Below are 20,953 nucleotides of genomic sequence, written 5' to 3'. Positions count from 1 at the left end.
TTCTCTTGATCTTCGGTTTTCAATCATGTATTTTTTTCGCAGTTACCCATTTGGGGAGCGGGTTGAACGACTGAGACAGGAAATTGGCGGTCATTTTTTCTTTCATTCCATTCCCCCATTCGCGGCGGAAACAGTCACAAAGTTCTGCCGGTTCGTACGAATCAGGGGGTATTCATCATCAAGTATCTGAGTACAGAGCAGATGAGTACAGAGCAGAAAAGAAGCGTGATTGAGAATGCCGTACTGACTCACAAAATCGCAAGACAAATCGGTATATGTCAATGGAGGTACATTCATTGAATCGACTGATCCCGATTCTGTTGGCAGTCATCTTGTGTTGCATGATTCCGGCCCATGCATACGCGGACAAGTCAACATCCTGGTCTTGGCATGGCGGTCTGATGTTTGACTCAAATGATCAACATGTGAAAGTGAAGAGCGGGAAGGTTACCTTTCAGATCAAGAAGCAGCCTTGGAAGTACGATGCCCATTTAACGAATGAGGTTGCCGTTGAATACGAGTTGGAAAATACAACTGCGCAGGACAGAGAGATCGAGGCATTTTATCCGATCGATGACTATATGGCGCATCAATTGATCGAGGAATTGAACGTGGATGTTCTGCTGAACGGAAATCCGGTTGAAGTCAAAGTGGATCTGCGATCCATGAATCACCCGGCATTCACTCCAAATGTGGTATTCAAAGACCCGCAATCCGGACAAACCATCGGCAAACTGGAGGTATGGGGAAAAAGAATCGATGGAGTCAAGTTTTTGCTCCATTTGAAAGGAAATGAAACGGCACGATTGACCATTCGCTTCCGGGATCATGGAGCCGGTCGATTCAGAACGGTGATCAATCCGGTTCGTTCCTATGTGTTTTTGGGTTCTCCAAACAGTGATCCTTCCAGGTGGACATTGGAACTGTCAGTACCTCCGGGGTATCTGTATGATTCGAATATCCCGCTACACGCTGCGGGTGATGGGAAGTTTGCAGCGGAATTGAAATCGGCTCCGAGCCACTGGGCGGTCTCTGTTTCCGAAGAGTTGGAGCTTCCCTATTTCTCGAATATTTATGCGTATCACTTTACGGTGGTGGTCTTGCTCTTGACGGCAGCGACCGTTTCCATGCTTTATTGGTTCTACGGAGGACAAAGACGTTCTTTGAGTTTCCTCCTCTACTTGAATCCTTTCGTCTGTCAATTCGTGTTCATGCCGAATCCGTTCCTTTCGTACAGTGGCATCATGTTCACCGCCTATGCCATGGTGTATGTCGGCATCATTCACCTGTTGTGGCATTTGGTGTGGAAGATTCGAAGCAAAAAGCGTTCATCCAACACAGGACAGTGATGACAAAAAACGGTCACAGATACAGTCCCGTCGATCAGGGAATGGATGGAACGGGAACATTCATCACCGGAACATGTCGCGGGAGGAGAATCCGTTGAAAAGATTCAAGGGCTTGGCCAAAGTGAATCGCACGGTGAATGTGTGCTTGCTGCTCGCACTTCTGCTCAGTATCCTGCTGAGACTGTTCTTTGATATGCAGCTGGATCTGTTGACAGGGGCGATCATCGTTTTGCTCATTGTGGGAACGGTCACGGAAACGATCCTGTCCGAATCATGGGGACGCTCGAAAAAAACAGAGGAGCGTTTCGGATTCGGAGGCCTGGTTTTCCGTTTGGTGATGGGGGCAGGGATCATGTTCCTGGTGATTTACCTGATCTTTTATTAATCATGGCTCTCCTGGCTGAACCGGGTCATTCCCTGTACGCGTATCAGGGACTCTATCAAAAAATCCAAGCAGCTGAAGGTCATGGTTGGTGCAGTGACGGACCGGTTTGCCGATTTGTTGACGCCATATGTGACGTTGAGCAAATCTCTGATCTTTGAAAAACCTGTACATGCAATTGTGTTGTTTGTGATGATGTATTTCATCCAACTGGGATATTTATATATCAAAAGAAGAAAACAATGATCCGCTATCTGAAACGAATGGCAGGATCATCATGACAAACAGATCTTTTCAGTTCAGTGAACAGACCGCGTTCGCCGGTCTTGTTTTACCTTGAATCGGGAAATAAATCCTTGCATTATTTCGAATCTGTCGGTGGAATGGGTCATTCGAAAACATGAAGACAAGGTTCTGCTTCGTTTCTCAAGGGAGAAGGAGGTGTTTCACTTGAAAAAGCTGCCGGAACTGATTTTTATCGGGCTCTTTTCTCCGATCATTGCTTGGCCGCTGGAAAAACTGTTGGTTCTGCGCTTGAGATCAAGGAATCCACTTTCAGCAAATGGACGGAGTATTTTTTGTTGCACTACAGTCTCGCAGGGGTCCTGATCCTGATCTATATTGTTCATCGAATGCTGAAGAAACGCGGGAATGCATGAAGGTGATACGGAGGAAAGAGGAGTACCGGATCTCATGATCCGATCCACCAGGTTGCCTGTTGATGATGGCCGACATCCATGCCGCCGATCTCCGACATCAGGTTGCCGAAAGTGAGGATTCCTGAAAATGAAGGATATCATGAAGGATTTCTTCGGTAGGATTGTTGCGGGCTTCATTTTATTGCTGCTGATCGCGATCGTTCCCGCATTGTATTTTGCGTTCAACCTGTTCATTCTCTGGGCGGCGGCAAATGTGGATGTCCTGGGCATCAAAGTCATGTCCGGAGCGGCTTATGTTAAGTATGCCATGGGGATGTTGCTGTTTCTCATTCCCGCTCTTTTCGCCGGGATTGTCATCGATGTGCTGTTGCTGATGCCGATCAGGAATGAAACGCTCAAAGAATTGGCGGATAAAACGGCAGGGGTTCTTTTGTTCATTGCTTATATTCATTGGGCTGTTGATTCCATCGATGAGTTGCATGTTTCCGTGGAAGGGACCGTGGCTTTGGCGGTTTTTTACTGTTTTTTGATTGATACATTGTTCAGCGACGAATTTGAGCAAAAAGTGATTGAGTACCGAAAGAAATACCGGAAATGGAGAAGGAATCGAAAAAAAAGGAAAAATGCACGTGAAACCTGAGGTCTCCGGTTTTGCCCATGCGGGATCCGGAATGAAGAACCGTGAATCTCTCGGATTCCTGTTCCACGCAGGGGGAAAGATGGAGGATATCATCCGGTTTTTCCCGGTTTACTTAAGACAATAAAAAATTGATTGAGACGTTGGTGGTTTGGCATCTGATCATATTCGATTTCCGGAACGGGAAACAAATCATTACACTCCTTCGTATCATTTCAGTAGAAAGCAACAGAGTGATCATAAATCGTGGCCATTCCGTCTGAAGAGCGAGGTGTATATGGATGGTAAAAAACCTATTGATCTCATTCGTTGTTGGAGCGATGATTGGCGCGTCTGCTTGGACGATCAGTCAGTTTGTCATTTCGAAATATAATTTGAGTGACAAAGGTGCGCTCTATGTAAAATTCGGTATATTCGGAGTGGCTGCGATTTTGATGATGCTCTTTGTTGGATTGAATCGTTGACGGATGGTTGAGCGTGGAGCACACTCATCATTGCGTGACAATTTATTCATAGAGGGATGAGTATGAAGAAATACATCGATATTGCTATGTAGTGGACATTTGTGTAGTTCGCCATTATTACGTTTATGGAGTTTAATAATTGTTGTCATTTCTTTTCGTGCTTTCTTCTGTACGTTTATACCGGTTCGGTAAATCCAAGAATGCTGTATTCTATTTTGTATTCTCCTCCATAATCATTAATATAATCTTTCTGTTTGCGTGAAAATTGGCGATTCCTCAATCCTTGTTGTTTTCTTCAAATGGTGACCGCTTGACGGTCATTTTTTATTTCAGATCGGGAAACAAATCCTTGAAGTCCTTCGAATTGGATGGTGGAGAACATCTTGATTCCATGCATGGTCGGAGGAGTGATTTACTGGTCATTTGCGATGGTGAGTCAGTTTGTCATTTTGAAATTTGATTTGAGCGGCACCGTTGCAACGGGAGGATAAGTAAGATGAAGATGAAATCATCGATGATGCAACCAGATCAGGAGGCAGGATGAAATGGAAGAGGCAGCACGATGGCTTTTTATTGGTGCAGGGGTATTGTTGATTTTGTTAACAATTTTCGCGTCCCGAAAAGAGATCGAGGAAGTAAGAGAAATGGAGCGCCATTGGGGATCTTTTCATTTGGATTTTGTGGAAAGGGTTTTTTCAAGCATCATCAAGTACGCCCCGTGGTATGTGATCAAAGGGATGTATATATTGTTGGGCGTGGGGGCGATTTTGTTTGCTTATTGGGTGGGGAAATAATGATTCCTCGGTGTTCTCAATTTGACGGGGTGGACGCACCTTCTTCCGTTACAGACCGCATTTGCCGGTCTTTTTTATTTTCAAAATGGCAACAAAACATCAATCCATTTCGAATGATTACATTGAAAAGATATAACGTGGAGAAAAGTGCCGGATCATGAATTTCGCCGAACAACGTTCATGAGAAGTTGGGCTTCGCACCATGACACCAACATGGAATCGGATGAAAACGTGTGGACGAAATGGATTCATCCGCTTCTGTCTGTTTGTGATCCTGAAGCCAAGTGGAAAATCCACTTGGGGGAAGAGACAGAAATTGAAATATTGAGTTTTGGGATCTTCGCACCTCATTACGGATTGGCCAAGGTTCGAATCTAACCGCACGGAACAGCTTGTGAAAATCAGGATATTGAACGATGTGTTTCAGGAAGATTGGTTGAATTCGGGTGACGGGATCGCGGAGATGAAGTGGAAGGTTGACACACATGAAATCTCCCTGTTTCTTTTGATCGGGCACAAAAAGAAGTTTTTCCGTGCGGAGAATCTGAAGAAGGCGAAGATCACGGTGGATGGAAAAACGGTGCCGGATTGGCACCCGATCTCTTCAGGGACGCAAGATGCGGTGTCACACAGCCCGGATCCAACAGACTGAGCTGATCGGATGGCGGCGGAGGAGAGAGTTGAAATGGTCACTCATAAAGAGGATGTTGCCTACCTGTTGAAAATCTCCTTTTGGCTGTATTACCTGGTGTTTTATATCTTGATGCCACCACTTAAAGCCGATGGAAAATGAAACAAAGACCGGTTGAGACGACAGTCGGTGGAGAGGACGACTGTTGAAGATGAAAGAGGCTTTGGTTGGATTTGGTGTCTCTATGATGTTGCTTTTCGTTGTCATGTTGGCAGCCAGACAGTTGGTCTTGGACTATGAAACCAATCAAAAGATCATGCAGGTGTCGCTGGTTCTGTTGGTGGGGGTTTTTCCGCTGGTATCCTATGTGGTGCGCAGAATGAAATGACAGAGGGAAATGCTCTCGCCAAGCCTCTCTACTTTGAATCTGTGAGGTGTTTGTGAATGGCCAAGAAGCTGCTTATCGCATTCGTTGTAGGGGGAATTTTGGGATTATTGGCTTCCATGCTCAGTGATTTTGTCATTGCAAGATTCAACCTGGAGAGCCCTGCATCGTTTTACGTCAGTTTGGGATTTTTCGAAGTGGCTTCCGTGGTGATGGCTTTCATCATCTTGATGATCAAACGTCAAAAGTAACAATCTCGCTGCGGTGTATGTCAACGAACGTGGTTTTTTGTAATCCGTCATTCCGCAGTTCCCGGAATGTGTGATGATGCGGGGGTGGCTTCATGTTTTGCTGCGGAAAACACGTCAAAATTGAGGCGGAAGTGTGTGCGGATCCGGTATGGTGCTTGTGTGGAGCCAATTTGGAATTGGATGCGTTTCCGTTGTCCGAGGAATTGACGGAACAGCTGTGGGAGTGGAACGTTCAATACGGGGAATGGTTGGAGGAAAGCGATTATGATGACGACCTGCTCGTCCAACGTCTGGGGAAAGAGGCGATCGAGGACTTCAATCGACGCGGAAAAGAGCTCGCCATGAGAGTCCGGAAGGAATTGGGAGAGGACGTTCAGGTGCATTTTTCTCCTTTGAAGATGCGAGAATGATGGGGCATCCGGCGCAGGGCTTCCCACCCCGGGGGAAGTCCGTTGTGATGCAAACGGATCAGGAGGCGGATTTCGGTGGAAGTCGCAAGATGGATATTGGTTTTCTTGGGAGTCAGTGTTATTTTGATGGGAATATTTGTGCCACGCAAAGAAATTGATGGTTGGAGAGACATGTTGGCAGGAGTTCCTATCAGTTTGACAGATTGGATTAAGTACATTTTGATACAAATCTCTCCGTGGTATTTGCTCAAAGCGTACATCATTGCCGGAGGCGGATTGATGTTGTTGCTTGCTTGGTTCATGGAATAATCCCGATCTTCCTGAGACACCAACCCGTTTCACACTCGTCAACGTCTGGGGAAAGAGGCGATTGACGTTGAAGAAATACGGAAAACCAATCATCTTCATTGCTTTGATCCAGTTGATCTCTTTCATCATACTGGGTTCCGTGTTGTACTTCGCGTCCGTTCATCCGGGCATCGGCAACCATCCCATGTTCCATCTGATTCCAGGAATTACAGCCGTGATCAATTTGGTGCTGACCGCAACAGTCCTTATTCTCAAATTTAAAAGAAAGAATCAATGAATGAACCCTATGGACCTCGAAGGAAGGTCCTTTTTGTTTGGACAAAAACATTTCATTTCTTACGAATATCTTCGTTACAAAGACAGAGAGGAGAACATACCGATGTTGCTGACGGTGACATACCGGGGAACTCCGGCGACGGACCTTGGGTTTCTCCTGCACAAGCATCCGGAGCGGGTGCAGTCGTTCCCGCTGGCGTATGGAACGGCGCACGTGTTTTATCCGGAAGCCACCGAAGAGCGGTGCACGGCGGCGCTGCTTCTGGAGATGGATCCGGTGGGACTGGTGCGTGGCCGGAGAGATCACGGAAAAGACGGATTTGTGTTGGATGCGTATGTGAATGATCGGCCGGTGGTGGCCTCATCTTTTTTGAGCGTGGCGCTTTCCCGGGTGTTCGGGACGGCGATGAGCGGACGGTGCGAGAGCCGTCCGGACCTGGTGACAGAGCCGCTGGATCTGGAAGCGAAGGTGACGGCGGTGGCCTGCCGGGGAGGAAACGGGGAGAGGCGAATCCGCGCCCTGTTTGAACCGCTCGGCTACGAGGTCACGGTGTATGCTTCGCCCCTGGACGAGCGTTTCCCGGATTGGGGAAGCAGCCCGTATCACACACTGGTGCTGCACGGCCGGGTGCGGCTGAAGGAGCTGCTGTCCCATCTCTATGTGCTCTTGCCGGTGTTGGATGACGAGAAGCATTACTGGGTGGGCGAGGATGAATTGATGAAGCTGCTCCGCCACGGGGAGGAATGGCTGAAGGAGCATCCGGAGCGTGAGTGGATCATCCGGCGCTACCTGAAGCATCAGCGGAAGCTGGCTCATGCGGCGCTGGAGCTGATCAACGCGGATGAGCAGGAACCGGACACGGACAGCGAAGCGGAAGAATCCGGCGAGGAGCGGATGGAAAAGCCGATGTCCCTGAACCGGCAGCGGCTGACGGCGGTTGCGGACGCCCTGGCTGCCAGCGGGGCGAGACGCGTGTTGGATCTCGGTTGCGGAGAGGGCAAGCTGCTCCGCCTCCTGGTGAGAAACCGGCAGTTCACCGAGATCGTGGGCATGGATGTGTCGGCATCCACGCTGGAAATCGCGCGGGAACGGCTGGAGAAGGATCGGCACGCCGGATTCGGAGAGCGGGTGCGGCTCCTGCACGGATCGCTGCTGTACCCGGACAGCCGCCTGAAAGGCTTTGATGCGGCGGCGTTGGTGGAAGTGATCGAGCACATCGAGCCCGAGCGGCTGTCCCATCTGGAGGAAGCGGTGTTCGGTCGCCTCCGTCCGGGGGTGCTGGTGGTGACCACCCCGAATCGGGAGTACAACGCGTTGTTTGGCATGGATGAGGGAAAGATGCGCCATCCGGATCACCGCTTTGAGTGGACGCGCGCCCAATTTGAAGCATGGGCGCGGGGAGTGGCGGAGCGAAACGGATACGACGTTTCCTTCGCGCCGGTGGGGCCGGTGGATGAGACGGCCGGCTCGCCGACGCAGATGGCGGTGTTTCGCCTGGCTCAAACAGACGGAGAGGAGGGAGACGCATGAAGATCCAAATTCCCGCATTGTCCGTGGTGGTGCTGGTCGGGGCTTCGGGAGCCGGGAAGAGCACGTTTGCGCGGAAGCATTTCCGGCCGACGGAGATTTTGTCTTCGGACGCGTTTCGGGCGTGGGTCGGAGATGACGAAACCGACCAGTCGGTGACCAACGATGCATTTGAAGCCCTTCATTTCCTGATGGAAAAGCGGCTCAAGATCGGGCGTTTGTGCGTGGTGGATGCCACCAACCTGCACAAGGATGCGAGGCAACACCTGCTGCGGATCGCCCGCAAATTCCATGCCGTTCCCGTGGCCGTCGTGTTCGATCTGCCGGAGAAAGTCCTGCAGGCACACAACAGGAAGCGGACCGACCGGCAGTTGCCGGCCCATGTGATTCATCGTCATGCCCGGGAGATGAGGCGGGCGGTGAAAGAGCTGAAGCGGGAAGGATTCAGCCACGTGTGGAAATTCCGTTCCCCGGAGGAGGCGGAAGCGGCCGAGTTGGAACGGGTTCCGCTGTGGCCGGACAAGCGCTTGGAAACCGGGCCGTTTGACATCGTCGGGGATGTGCACGGTTGCTTCGATGAACTGACGGAGCTCCTGGAGAAGTTGGGCTACCGGGTGGAAGGCGGGCGCGAACGGCCGACGGCCTCCCATCCGGAAGGACGACGTGCCGTGTTTCTGGGGGACCTGGTCGACCGGGGACCGGACAGCCCAGCCGTGCTTCGCCTCGTAATGAACATGGTGCGCGACGGACAAGCCTATTGCGTGCCGGGCAACCACGATGTGAAGCTGGTCCGGAAGCTGGCGGGCAAAAACGTGCAGGTGCGCCACGGTCTGGAAGTGACGCTGGCCCAGCTGGAGCAGGAGCCTCCGGAGTTTGCCGAAGAGGTGCGGCAGTTTTTGGTCGGACTGGTGAGCCACTTGGTGCTGGACGGTGGCAAGCTGGTGGTGGCCCATGCCGGCATGAAAGAAGAATACCAGGGCCGGGCTTCGGTGCAGGTGCGTGACTTTGCCCTGTACGGGGAAACCACCGGTGAAACGGATGAATACGGCCTCCCGGTGCGGCTCAACTGGGCGGCCGAATACCGGGGCAAGGCGGCGGTGGTGTACGGACACACCCCGGTTCCCGATGCCGTTTGGCTGAACAACACGATCAACATCGACACGGGTTGCGTGTTCGGAGGACGGCTCACCGCCTTGCGCTGGCCGGAACGGGAGCTGGTCTCCGTTCCTGCCCGTCGGGTGTATGCCGAACCGGTCCGGCCGTTGAAGGCGGAAACCGACGAGGCGGATGAAGCGATGAACCGGCTGCCGGATGTGGCGGAGCTCCTGGATCTTCGGGTGAGCACGGATCTGTACGGAGAGATCCGGGTGGTGCGGGAACAGGCCGCCGCCGCGCTGGAAGTGATGAGCCGCCATGCCGTCGATCCGCGCTGGTTGATCTACCTGCCGCCGACCATGTCGCCGGTGGAGACGTCCCGCGATCCCGGTTGGCTGGAATCTCCCCGGGAAGCCTTCGCATACTATCGCAACCGGGGCGTCGGGCAGGTGGTTTGCGAGGAGAAACACATGGGTTCCCGCGCCGTGGTGATCGTCTGTCGCGATGAAGAAGTGACAAAGAAACGCTTCGGCGTGGAACACGGAGGAATCGGGATCATTTACACCCGCACGGGCCGCCGGTTCTTCACGGATACGAAAATGGAGCAAGCTCTTCTGGATCGCTTGCGCGGAGCGATGGAGCGGGCCGGATTCTGGGAACGGATGCAGACGGACTGGGCTTGCCTGGATGCCGAGCTGATGCCTTGGTCCGCCAAGGCCAAAGAGCTCATCCGCAGTCAGTATGCCGCGGTGGGATCCGCCGCCCGCACCGCCCTGCCGGAAGTGGTGTCGGCATTGGAGCAGGCGCAAGCCTCCGGCAGGGACGTGGAAGAGCTGCTGGCGCGTCATCGGGAGCGGCTGGACAACGCTTACCGATTCACCGAAGTGTACGGAAATTATTGCTGGACGGTGAACAAGTTGTCGGACCTGAAGCTGGCTCCGTTCCACCTGCTCGCCACCGAAGGAGCCGTTCACACCGACAAGGATCACCGCTGGCACATGGAAACGATTCATGAAATTTGCCGGCAGGATCCCGAGGTACTGCTGCCCACGGAATATCGCGTGGTGGATCTGGAAGATCCGGAGCAGACGGAAGCGGCATCCGCCTGGTGGCATGCCCTGACCGAACGCGGGGGCGAAGGGATGGTGGTGAAACCGCTCGGATTTGTCACCATGGGCGAGCGGGGGCCCGTGCAGCCGGCCGTCAAGGTGCGGGGGCGCGAATACCTTCGCCTGATCTACGGCCCGGATTACACCGTGCCGGAAAACATGGAGCGCCTGAAAACCCGCGGTCTGAAAAAGAAACGCTCCTTGGCCCTGCGAGAATTTGCCTTGGGAGTGGAGGGATTGAAGCGGTTTGTCGAAGGGGCTTCGCTTCGCCGGGTGCATGAGTGCGCGTTCGCCGTGCTGGCCCTCGAATCGGAGCCGGTGGATCCCCGGTTGTAGGAAGAAAAGATGGGGGGGAAGATCAGGTTGTCCGGCCCGACCGGGCAACCTGTTTCATGATTGGGTGCGTGATCGGGGGAAACGAAATGAGAACGGCAAGCCACATATGTGATGCACCTGAACACCACCTGAATTTTTGACCGGTCCGGGCGTGGGCCGGTTTGTTGTTTGCTACAATGATACCGACATGATCAACGGCCTTCGGAGGGATGAAGCGTGTCGGATGTCCGCATCCTGGTGGTGGACGACGAGCGGGAAATCGTGGATCTGGTACGGATCGTGCTGGAGAAGGAGGGATTCAGGCAGATCGGGGCGGCGGGAAGCGGCGGTGAAGCGGTGAGGGTGGCACGGAGGTTCCGGCCTCATTTGATCATTTTGGATGTGATGTTGCCGGATCGGAGCGGCTTTGAAGTGTGCCGGGAGATCCGCCGGTTCAGCGACGCGCCCGTTCTCTTTCTCACGGCCCGCTCGGCGGATGCGGACAAGCTGACGGGCTTTGACGCCGGGGGAGACGATTATGTGACCAAGCCGTTCAATCCGTTGGAGTTGGCCGCGCGGGTGAAGGCGATGTGCCGTCGGCTGAAGCTCATGGAAGAAGCGGCAGCGCCGGCTCCGGTGTATGATTTCGGACGGTTTCGGGTGGATGTGGGAGCCGGACAGCTGTGGGTGGACGGACGGGAGGTGGCCTGTCCGGCGATGGAATTCAAGCTGCTGGCTTTTTTGTGTGCGCATCCGGACCGGGTGTTCAGCCGCGGTCAGCTGTATGAACAGGTGTGGGGCGAGGAGAGCTTGGGCGATGAAAACACGGTGATGGTCCACGTGCGCCGGCTTCGGGAAAAAATCGAGCGCGACCCCGGAAAGCCCGAGTTCCTCGTGACGGTGCGGGGGCTGGGGTACAAGCTGACGAATCCTTCCCGGAGGGCGGGCTCATGAAGCTGCGCGGAAGGATCACGTGGGCGTTTCTGTGGCGGCTGGGATTGGTGTTCGTGCTGATCCTGGGGATGTACTTGGTGTTGTGGAAAGCACTGCTGCGCTGGTCGGGGTTGCAGGAGGAAAAGTTTCCGCTTCCGCGGGATCTGTTGGTGGAGGCGGTGGAACGGACCGATCTGCGGTCCGGAGCGCCGGAAGTCGATCCGCGCGTTCTTGCGAAACTGGACCGGCGGGGCGGATGGCTGCAGATCCTGGGCCCGGACGGACGGCAAGTGTTTGCCCGCGGCAAGCCGCCGGATTGGCCGGACCGGTATGCCGTCTGGGAACTGAAAACGTGGCAGGATCGAAGCCATGAAACGGGGTGGCATCTGTATACCTGGCACAGCTCGCGTGACGGCAAGCCGTACACTTGGGTGATGGGGCTTCCGTTGGACGATGTGCGGCTGCTTCGGGAGATCCGCCGGCAGAGCCGCTGGCAGGACGGGCGCCTGACCGTTCCGGAACCCCTGTTGGACCGGGTGGAAAAGAGCGGCGGATGGTTGCAGGTGTTGGATGAAAACGGCCAAGAGCTGTTTTCCCATCTGCGTCCCTCCGGAGAGCGCGTCTTTCACTCCCCGGGGTCGTTCATCGAGCGGTATCGGCACGGCACTTCTTTCATCCACGGAGTGGAAGAGAAAGACGGCAAGCGGATGGTTTTTTTGCTGGGGAACAATGCAAGGATGCAAACGGAACCGGGACAAAGCGTGCTGGCGGATTATCGGTTCAACCAGCTTCAGGAGTTTGTGCTCCGGATCTTTCCCGTCATCCTGCTCGTGGTCATCCTGGCGGTGGCGCTTCTGTTCGGGCGGAGCATGGGTTTTCCGGTGCTGCACATGATGGATTGGCTGACCGCCCTGTCAAACGGAGTCTACCGGGAGCCGGTCAACCGGAAGGGAGCGGCGCGCAGCCGGAATCCCCGGACGGGGAAACTTCGCCGGCCGTATCGCATGTTCCGGGAAGTGTTCGCGGCCTTGCAGCGCCTGACGGACACGTTGCGCGAAAACGCGGAGCGCCGCCGGAAACTGGAAGAGACGCGCGAGGAATGGCTGGCCGGCATCTCGCACGATCTGAAAACGCCGCTCAGCTCCGTGAAGGGGTATGCCGCCTTGCTGGCGGAAGAGTCCTACGAGTGGGATCCGGCGGAGATGCGCCGCCATGCCCGGGTGATTCTCGACAAAGCGTCCCACATGGAAAAACTCATTGAGGATCTCAACCTGACGTTCCGCTTGAAAAACGATGCCCTGCCCCTGGATATGAAGGAAACCGACACGGTGGAGCTGGTGCGAAGGGCCGTGGTGAGCCTGGCCAATCATCCCCGGGCGAGTGAATTTGACATCCGCTTCGAAGCTCCGGACGAGCCGGTTCCGTTTTCGGTGGACTCCCGCTGGTTTCTCCGCATGCTGGACAATCTGCTCACCAATGCCTTGCTGCACAATCCGCCCGGGACGGTCATCCGGGTCTCGGTATCCGCGGGAAACGGCGGCACGCCGTTGATCGTCATCGAAGACAACGGACGGGGGATGGACCGGGAAACCGTCTCCCGCCTGTTTGACCGCTATTTCCGGGGCACCAGCACGGCGGACCGGGAAGGCACCGGTCTGGGGATGGCCATCGCCCGGAGCCTGGCCCGGGCGCACGGCGGTGACATCCAGGTGGACAGTGAACCGGGCAGAGGCACCCGGCTGACCATCCGCTTTGATTCAGTGACATCCGCAGATCCCGCCGGTGATTAAGCGAAGGGGGGCCTGCAGGCGGTTTGTTCATCTTCCGTTCAGCTTCATTTTTCCGTCCGTTCAGCGGCGGCTCATCTCCCGTTCAACCCCTCCTTTCATAATGGAGGGCGAGGTGAGGAAGATGAGCCGTTATGTCATTGAAACGGAAGGTTTGCGCAAGCGATTCGGACAAAAAGTGTCCGTCGACGGTTTGGATCTTCGCGTGCCGAAGGGAGTGGTGTACGGCTTTCTCGGTCCAAACGGCGCGGGCAAGACGACCACCATCCGGATGTTGTTGGGACTGATGCGCCCTACGGAAGGGCGGATCCGGCTGTTCGGCATGGATCCGGGAGAACATCGCCGGACGGTCCTGCGCCGCATCGGATCCCTGGTGGAAACCCCCACCGTCTACGGTCACCTGACCGGATACCAAAACCTGAAGGTGATGGCCACGCTGCTGGGGGTGCCCGAGCGGCGGATCGGGGACGTGCTGGAGCAGGTGCGGCTGGAGAAGAACGCCCACCGGCGGGCGGGGACGTATTCGCTGGGGATGAAGCAGCGGCTCGGCATCGCGGCGGCGCTGCTGGGAGAGCCGGAGCTGTTGATTCTCGACGAGCCGACCAACGGGCTCGATCCGGCAGGGATGCAGGAAATGCGGGAGCTGATCCGGGAATTGCCGAAGGAGTCCGGCACCACGGTGTTTGTCTCCAGCCACCTGCTCGGGGAAGTGGAGCAGATCGCCACGCATGCGGGCATCATCGCCGACGGACGATTGGTTTTCCAAGGGTCTCTGGATGAACTGCGCGCCCGGGGCAATGGTCGCCTGGAGATCGAGACGGATCGCCCGGAAGAGGCGGAGACCGTCTTGAAACGGCGGGGATGGTCCGTCCGCCGGGACGGAGGCTGTCTGTGCGCGGACGAGACCGACCGGGAGCAGACCGCGGCGATGGTGCGGGTGTTGGTGGAAAGCGGGCATTCCGTCTACCGGGTGGCGTCTGCCGGCAAGAACCTGGAACACCTGTTCATCGAGCTGACCGGAAGGGGGAACAGCCTGTGATGGGGCGAGTGCTCGCCGCGGAATGGATGAAGCTGCGTCGCACCTGGGTGATGTGGTTGACGCTGCTCGGTCCGGTGGCCATGGTGTTTTGCCAAGTCGTCAATTACGGCCTCCGTGCGGAATATCTGCTCCCGCGCGGATGGAACGGGGAACAGGGACTGTTCTTCTGGGTGTTCGCCCTGCTTCCGCTGACTCTGATGGTCGGGAGCATGTTGACCTCCGCCGTGGCGGCCGGTCATGAGCACGATTCCGACGGATGGAAACAGCTTCTCGCACTTCCCCTTCCCCGTTTTGTCTGGGTGGTGGGAAAAGCCGTCTGGTTGATGATGTTGTTGCTGTTTGCCGGCGGTCTCACCGTTCTCTGCATCGGGGGGTTCGGACTCGTGGCGGGCCTTCCCGCCCCGGTTCCGTGGGCGGATCTCACCCGCCTGGTGTTCTGGCCGCTCATCGCCACCCTGCCGTTCCTCGCTCTGCAGCTCTGGTTGTCGCTGGTCCGGAGAAACCAGGCCTTGCCGGTGACGGTCGGGGGGGTGGGGGCCCTGCTCGGCCCGTACCTGGCGTTTCGGCGGGACCTCCATCTCCACTGGTGGATCTGGTCGTGGCCGAACCATGCCTATCCGTTCACGGAGGGGGCGGCGCAGTGGGTGGGGATTTCCCTCATCGTTTTCCCGCTGATCATCGTTGCCGCTTCCGTGCATGTTTCCCTGAGAGAGTTCCGATGAAAAGGAGGATGGACATGTTTTCACGCGTCCTGATCGCGGAATGGATGAAAGCCCGTCGCGGTCTGATTCTGGGGCTGGCTCTCGTGGGACCGCTGATTTCCGCCGGCATGGCATCCGGAGGTCCCGATGTCCATCCCGAATGGTCGCCCTGGCTGGCATCGTATTTCTTCGCGGTCTCATCGTATGCATCACTCTGGTTGCCGCTGATCTCCGGCGTGATCGCCGCCGTGCTCTGTCGCACGGAGCATGCGGGAGGCGGCTGGAAACAACTGCTCGCGCTGCCGGTCTCCCGGTCGCACGTGTACGGGGCGAAATACCTTCTGTTGATTCTGGCGGTCGCCCTGATGCAGCTCCTGTTCGGAGCAGCTGTCCTCTTGTCCGGCTGGATCGCGGGGCATCCGGGGCCGATTCCGTGGGACACGTACCTGAAAACGACGGCGGCGGGATGGGTGGCCATGTTGCCGCTGACGGCCCTGCAGCTGTGGGCCGCATGGCGTTGGAGAAATTTCGGGGCAGCCATCGCCGTCAATGCCGTTTTCACCGTGCCGTCCATCCTGGTGGCCAACTCCGCCACGCTCGGTCCCTGGTATCCGTGGTCCCAACCGTTCCTGGCCATGATCCCTTCCGGACAAACCTGGTTTTCCGTTTCGCCGGCAACCTTTTATGTGGTGATCCTCGCAGGCTTTGTCCTGTTTTTCGGCGGAGGATGGGCAAGATTTGTGAGCCGGGACTGGCATTGAACGAAAGCAAGCGGATCTCTCCCGGGAAGGGAGAAGATCCGTTTATTTTTTTAAAATCGCGAACATTTTCCGAAAAAAGTCCGTTTGTTGACCCGTGCCAACCGACCGGCCGGTCTGTTTGCACATTATTTCCACGAATGAATCGGTGAATTTCCGACGTCAAATTTTTGTTGAAAATGGAGAGAAATTTTTTATTATAGATGAAGGATAAAATAATTTGATATAGAAATGAATAAATATGCCTTCTTTTATCTGATTTTGACGGATCCCTTCGAGACGAGGTGACCCCATGGAATACATCCTCCTGATCATCGGCACCTATCTGATGATGGCCGTCAACCGCAGACTGTTGGGGATCCCCGGCTTCTTCTACTACTCCAGCGTGCGTCCGTTTCTCAGGCTCCGCTACGGCGAAAAGCTTCTCCGGGTGGAGGAAGTGTACTACTGGGAAATGGCCGATCAGTTGGGGAACATGGCCCAGCTGGCCATTCTTCCCGGCTATCTGATCGCCTTTGATCTGATCGTCCCGGGGACGCTGTGGGGAAAATTCGGCGTGTTTCTGCTGGTGAATTACATCTGGTGGGGAATCTGCGCGGGGTATCAGGTGGAGAAGTACATACCGCAAACTCCCGCGCTGCGGCCGCGGCCGGCGAAGGTGCGGGAGTCGTAAAGAAGAAGGAAATGTGACGGAACAGGTGGTCCGGAAGTGTCCGGGTCGGAGGGATTCACGCCCGGTTTCCCGTTTTTGCGGGAAGCCGGGCGTGAGTCCTTTTGAGAGGAATTTTGGACGGGAGACGAGAAACATCATTTTATTATTGAATAAAATACTTTAAAACGAATGACAAAATGTGGTATAATGATGATGTATACAGAAAATTCACAATCATAAAAATTTGTTTGTTGTATCAAAGGGGGTCTTTCCGTTGAAGCGTAAACGCGGTTGGCTCGGATGGTTGGTTTGGCTGACGTTGTTCTCCTTGATGCTGGCCGTCTCTCCATGGGCGGAAGTCGCTCACGCCGCCGAACCGGGCATGGAGATTCACGCGGGCAGGTCCGAGATGGACAATGTGCTGGTGGTGACTGCCAAGCTGACAAACTTGGATCCTTCAACGATCGACAAGGGGATCTGGACATACACGATCGACGGAGTCGGGACGCGGACGGAAACCGAAGGATGTGCGGCCCAATGCACCACCTATTTCAAACTGAACCTGTTTGAAACCGGGAAAACCTACCAGGTGACCGTCACGTTCAAAAACGCCGATCCTTCGGGGACTCCGAAACAGGTGACCGCTTCAAACACCTTTGTGGCTCCTCCGCCGTTTGAAGAGCCGGAAGGCTTCGGCATCCGCTGCAGCGTCGATTTTGAGCGGGCGAAAGAGCGCTTTTACCTGTACGCCCGTCTGGAAGGCGACTACAAAGCCCAGGGAACCTGGATGTACAAGGAAAAAGGAACGGGGCGCGTGTTCAAACACACCGGAGATCACGACACTTCGTTCCTGAACATCGGCAACACTCCGGGCCGCTACGAGGCGGAAATCAGCTTTGAAGGAACGGTGGACGGGTATCGGGTGATCGTCGCCAGCGAATGCAAGTATGTGAAAGAGGGAATCCAGGCCCGCGTGGAGCCGGGTTCCGCCGGCATGGAAGCGTTCGGTACGCTGGTGTACGGCGAAAAAGCCACCGGTACCTGGACGTTCCAGCTGAAGGACTCCAAAGGCAAGATCGTGAAACAGGGAACCACCAAAACCACTTCCGCCAAGTCTGCTTCGGCCCGCTTTGAGCAGATTCCGGTGGGCACGTACACCTTGCATGTCAAATTTGACGGCACCGTTTCCGGCAAGAGCCGCATTCTGACGGACTCGAAAACGGTGAAAATCACTTCCGGATCCGGCAATCCCCCCGGCGGTGACGACGGCAACAACCAAAGCGGAGGCACCAAACCTCCGGCGGATGACCCCGGGTCGGAGGATCCCGGCACGACTCCGCCCGAAGACAACGATGACGATGACAGCGGAAACAACGACGACACCGGAGACGGGGATGACAACGACGGAAGCACCGGCACCCCTTCGGGCGATGACGATTCCGGACAACGGAAGAAGAACGGAAACCTGCCCCTTTGGGTGTTCGGTCCGATCGTTCTTGCGGTCATCGGCGCCGTCTTCCTCTGGATCCGGGTGTACCGGAGAATGTGAGCGACGAACCGACGTTGCGTGAACTCAACTCCCGATGAGGGAGTTTTTCTTTGTCCGGCAATCGCTTCTGACAGACAGGAGAATGCAAATACAATTCAGAATGAGTAGAAGTTGATACAAACTCAGCAAAAAATCGGATCATTTCCATCGAGGAGGAGGAAGCGAGGACATGTTTGACTACAGCCGCTTTCGGGACGCCACGGAACTCAACTGGTATGAAAGCGACTGGACGATGCGTCACTATGTGGAACGGGATCTGGCCCCTCTCAGGGAGTGGGGCGAAAAGCGCCTCCTGGACCTGGGCGCGTATTGCGCCGGTCCGATGAACCGCCGCGCCGCCCACACCGATCGGGACGGGGCACCGGTGCTCGTCCGCTATGACCGGGAAGGGCGGGAAGTGAATGAGATCCGTTACAACGAGGGATATCTCGCCACCGTGGGAGATTGCTACGAGACGGGAGTCGTGGGCTGGAGGTATCGGGAAGATGCACCGCAAAAGATCCCGTTTTTCTACACCCAGATGATGTTCTATCTGATGTCCCAGGCGGAAGTGGGCTTCACCTGTCCGGTCACGCTGACCATGGCCGTCGCGTTTGTGCTGGAGAAGTTCGGCAGTGAAGAGCAGAAGCGCAAATACCTGCCCCGGCTCGCTTCGATGGACCGGAACACGCTGATGCAGGGAGCCACCCTCCTCACCGAGATTCAGGGCGGATCCGATGTGGGAGCCGTTTCCACCTGCGCGGTGAAAGAAGGAAACCGCTGGTTGCTCACCGGGGAAAAATGGTTTGCCAGCAACTGCGATGCCGGCGTGTCCGTCATTTTGGCGCGCACCGGCGACATTCCGGGAACAAAAGGTCTCAGCCTGTTCCTCATGCCGCGGGAGCTGGAAAACGGGGAGAAAAACCGCATCTCCATCCGCCGGCTCAAGGACAAGCTGGGCGTCCGGGCGGTGCCCAGCGGCGAATTGATTTTAAACGGTGCAGAAGCCGAGCTGGTCGGGGAGGAAAACCAGGGATTCCGCTATATGGCGGAAGCGTTGAACATCTCCCGGCTGTGCACCGCCACCGGATCGCTCGCCCTGTCCCGTCGCGCGTTCCTGGAAGCCGCCGTTTACGCGTCCCGGCGTCATGCGTTCGGCCGTCCGATCACCGATTATCCGATGGTGCGGCAAACGCTGCTGGACATGATCACCGACATCGAGGCCAACTGGGCGCTCGCCGCGGAGATGATCCGTCGCTTTGACACCGTTCACACGGAAGGAAAGGAAACGGACGCCGAAACCCTCCGGCTGCGGCTGTGGCTGGCTCTGGCCAAATACCGGTGCAGCGAAGATGCCGTATCCCACACCCGGGCCGCTTTGGAACTTCACGGCGGGAACGGATACATCGAGGATTTCGTCACTCCCCGTCTGCTTCGCGACGCCCAGGTGAATACTGTGTGGGAGGGCACTTCCAACATCATGGGGCTGGAAGTGGTGAAGTTGTTGGCCAAGGAGGCGGCGGCAAGACCGGACGGCGGATGCCTTCTGCTCGAGGACGCGGAGCGGTGCCTGGCTGCCGTCACGCTGCCAGATCTCGAACGGGCGAAAGACATCGTGTCACGGGAAATCCCGAAAATCCGGGAGCACGTTCACCGGGTGGTGCGGGCCGATTCCCTGACGCAAAACGCCTGCGCCCGCAAATTGGCGGATGAGCTGGCCGATGTGTGCCGGGCCGTCCGTCTGCTGGACGAGGCGCAACATGCCGCAAACACCCGTGGCACCCACCGTCTGGCAAAGTTGGCCGACTATTTTGTCCGCCGCACCTGGCGGCCGGAGGAATTCGGCATCGGAAGCGGAACTCTTCCATCGATGGAACTGTTCGACTCGGCGGTCCGGTTCGAAGGCGAGACATTCGGGGAGCCGGTTCGGCAGGAGAACCGGAAATGAACATCGCTTCCTGCGGATGATCGGAAAACCGTGAAAACGGGGCCGGAACAGCGTCCCGCGGAGCGGACGGTTCTTGCGGGAAAACCCGAAAGAACGGTTCGCCTGCGGATGCACGGCCCCGGACATTTCCGCCTTGTCCTGCCGGAGAGATCCCCTGCTTCTTCCTGTGCATTCCGGCTCCCCATGTGCTATGATGAAGGCACCAGCTCAGCTGGAAGAAAGGACTGAACAGGATTGCGGATCGAAGCGCGCTTTTATCTCGACAGGGAAGTGGCGCTCCCGTACGATATCAACTATCCGCTCGCAAGCTACATCTACCAGTGCATCCGGCTCGTCGATCCCGACCTCGGCACCTGGCTGCATGACAAAGGGCTGGAGTATCAGGGACGGTCGTACAAGCCTTTTGTCTTTTCACGGATGTATTTCGAGTCGAGGGTCAACAAGCCGGAGTGCATGGTCGTTCAGGGAGCCATGTCGTTCAAGGTGGACTCCATCCTGCCCGAAGTGACGCGCACCTTGGTGGAAGGCATGTGGCGGACGGGCAAATTGCGTCTTTTGGACGTGGACATCCCGCTGACCGACGTACGGGTGCTGCCACCGCTGAAGTTCACGGAAACGATGCGTTGGAAAGCGCTCTCTCCCATCTGCGTTCCGGTATGGCAGGACAACGGGCTTCATTTCTGCCATCCGCTGGAGAGCCGCTTCTACGACAGCTTGCGCAACTCGATGAAAAACTGGTACATGCTGCATTGGAAGAAACCGTTTCCCGAAGACGGGGAGATCCATCTCATCCTTCCCAATCCGGAAAAGTTTTCGCTCCAGAAGGCAGCCGTCCTGATCCGGTACAAAGAGAAGAAAATCAAAGGCTATCAGATTCCGCTGATCATCCAGACCACGCCGGAAATGCAGGAAGTGGTTTGCCGTGCCGGTCTCGGTAGCTACGGGAGCCAAGGGTTCGGCATGATGGAATGGTGGGAAGAATCCAAGTCGCATGGCACGCCTTGATCCACCCG

The 20,953-nt window shown here is 55.9% G+C and carries 19 protein-coding genes; all 19 read left to right on the top strand.

Going from position 1 to position 20,953, the window contains the following annotated elements; all coding sequences use genetic code 11:
* Positions 1-341: 341 nt before the first annotated feature.
* The 19 genes from EG886_RS11545 (at position 342) to cas6 (ending at position 20,945) form a co-directional block, all read left to right on the top strand.
* The gene (locus EG886_RS11545) at positions 342-1,349 is read left to right on the top strand and encodes a hypothetical protein (RefSeq protein ID WP_124728274.1); all 1,008 of its coding nucleotides are present in this window, start codon (positions 342-344) and stop codon (positions 1,347-1,349) included.
* Between the two features lie 94 nt (positions 1,350-1,443).
* The gene (locus EG886_RS11540) at positions 1,444-1,734 is read left to right on the top strand and encodes a hypothetical protein (protein WP_124728273.1); all 291 of its coding nucleotides are present in this window, start codon (positions 1,444-1,446) and stop codon (positions 1,732-1,734) included.
* Positions 1,735-2,517: 783 nt separating this feature from the next.
* The gene (locus EG886_RS11535) at positions 2,518-3,030 is read left to right on the top strand and encodes a hypothetical protein (protein ID WP_124728272.1); all 513 of its coding nucleotides are present in this window, start codon (positions 2,518-2,520) and stop codon (positions 3,028-3,030) included.
* A 1,006-nt stretch (positions 3,031-4,036) separates the two neighbouring features.
* Positions 4,037-4,285: a hypothetical protein gene (locus tag EG886_RS11530; RefSeq protein WP_124728271.1), complete on the top strand. Its 249-nt coding sequence runs from the start codon at positions 4,037-4,039 to the stop codon at positions 4,283-4,285.
* Between the two features lie 878 nt (positions 4,286-5,163).
* Positions 5,164-5,304, top strand: coding sequence for a hypothetical protein (locus EG886_RS13790; RefSeq protein WP_164491818.1), 141 nt, complete (start codon positions 5,164-5,166; stop codon positions 5,302-5,304).
* Positions 5,305-5,360: 56 nt separating this feature from the next.
* A complete protein-coding gene (locus tag EG886_RS11525) occupies positions 5,361-5,552 on the top strand; it encodes a hypothetical protein (RefSeq protein ID WP_124728270.1) in 192 nt (63 codons plus the stop codon).
* 92 nt (positions 5,553-5,644) lie between these two features.
* Positions 5,645-5,962, top strand: a complete 318-nt coding sequence (locus EG886_RS11520; protein ID WP_124728269.1) for a hypothetical protein — start codon at positions 5,645-5,647, stop codon at positions 5,960-5,962.
* Positions 5,963-6,037: 75 nt separating this feature from the next.
* Positions 6,038-6,271, top strand: coding sequence for a hypothetical protein (locus EG886_RS11515; RefSeq protein ID WP_124728268.1), 234 nt, complete (start codon positions 6,038-6,040; stop codon positions 6,269-6,271).
* A 379-nt stretch (positions 6,272-6,650) separates the two neighbouring features.
* Positions 6,651-8,078: a 3' terminal RNA ribose 2'-O-methyltransferase Hen1 gene (locus EG886_RS11510; RefSeq protein ID WP_124728267.1), complete on the top strand. Its 1,428-nt coding sequence runs from the start codon at positions 6,651-6,653 to the stop codon at positions 8,076-8,078.
* The gene (locus tag EG886_RS11505; protein WP_124728266.1) at positions 8,075-10,615 is read left to right on the top strand and encodes a polynucleotide kinase-phosphatase; all 2,541 of its coding nucleotides are present in this window, start codon (positions 8,075-8,077) and stop codon (positions 10,613-10,615) included. The genes EG886_RS11510 and EG886_RS11505 overlap by 4 nt, the downstream gene beginning before the upstream one ends.
* Before the next feature lie 216 nt (positions 10,616-10,831).
* Entirely contained in the window at positions 10,832-11,548 is a 717-nt protein-coding gene (locus tag EG886_RS11500; RefSeq protein WP_124728265.1) for a response regulator transcription factor, read from the top strand.
* Complete coding sequence (locus tag EG886_RS11495; protein ID WP_124728264.1) at positions 11,545-13,317, top strand: sensor histidine kinase; 1,773 nt, start codon at positions 11,545-11,547, stop codon at positions 13,315-13,317. The genes EG886_RS11500 and EG886_RS11495 overlap by 4 nt, the downstream gene beginning before the upstream one ends.
* Before the next feature lie 121 nt (positions 13,318-13,438).
* Positions 13,439-14,353 carry an ABC transporter ATP-binding protein gene (locus EG886_RS11490; protein ID WP_124728263.1) on the top strand — a complete coding sequence of 305 codons (915 nt, stop codon included), beginning with the start codon at positions 13,439-13,441 and terminating at the stop codon, positions 14,351-14,353.
* Positions 14,353-15,075, top strand: a complete 723-nt coding sequence (locus tag EG886_RS11485; protein ID WP_124728262.1) for an ABC transporter permease — start codon at positions 14,353-14,355, stop codon at positions 15,073-15,075. The genes EG886_RS11490 and EG886_RS11485 overlap by 1 nt, the downstream gene beginning before the upstream one ends.
* A gap of 14 nt (positions 15,076-15,089) precedes the next feature.
* Positions 15,090-15,815, top strand: coding sequence for an ABC transporter permease (locus EG886_RS11480; RefSeq protein ID WP_164491817.1), 726 nt, complete (start codon positions 15,090-15,092; stop codon positions 15,813-15,815).
* 289 nt (positions 15,816-16,104) lie between these two features.
* Positions 16,105-16,485, top strand: a complete 381-nt coding sequence (locus tag EG886_RS11475; protein ID WP_124728260.1) for a hypothetical protein — start codon at positions 16,105-16,107, stop codon at positions 16,483-16,485.
* Between the two features lie 253 nt (positions 16,486-16,738).
* Positions 16,739-18,013 carry a hypothetical protein gene (locus EG886_RS11470; protein WP_124728259.1) on the top strand — a complete coding sequence of 425 codons (1,275 nt, stop codon included), beginning with the start codon at positions 16,739-16,741 and terminating at the stop codon, positions 18,011-18,013.
* 169 nt (positions 18,014-18,182) lie between these two features.
* Positions 18,183-19,940, top strand: coding sequence for an acyl-CoA dehydrogenase family protein (locus EG886_RS11465; RefSeq protein ID WP_124728258.1), 1,758 nt, complete (start codon positions 18,183-18,185; stop codon positions 19,938-19,940).
* A 234-nt stretch (positions 19,941-20,174) separates the two neighbouring features.
* The gene (cas6, locus tag EG886_RS11460; protein ID WP_124728257.1) at positions 20,175-20,945 is read left to right on the top strand and encodes a CRISPR-associated endoribonuclease Cas6; all 771 of its coding nucleotides are present in this window, start codon (positions 20,175-20,177) and stop codon (positions 20,943-20,945) included.
* Positions 20,946-20,953 lie beyond the last annotated feature (8 nt).

Source organism: Staphylospora marina (assembly GCF_003856495.1).
In the GTDB taxonomy this organism is placed as follows: Bacteria; Bacillota; Bacilli; order Thermoactinomycetales; family Thermoactinomycetaceae; genus Staphylospora; species Staphylospora marina.
The sequence above is the reverse complement of the archived record's forward strand: the minus strand, read 5'-3'. Positions and strand labels throughout refer to the sequence as shown.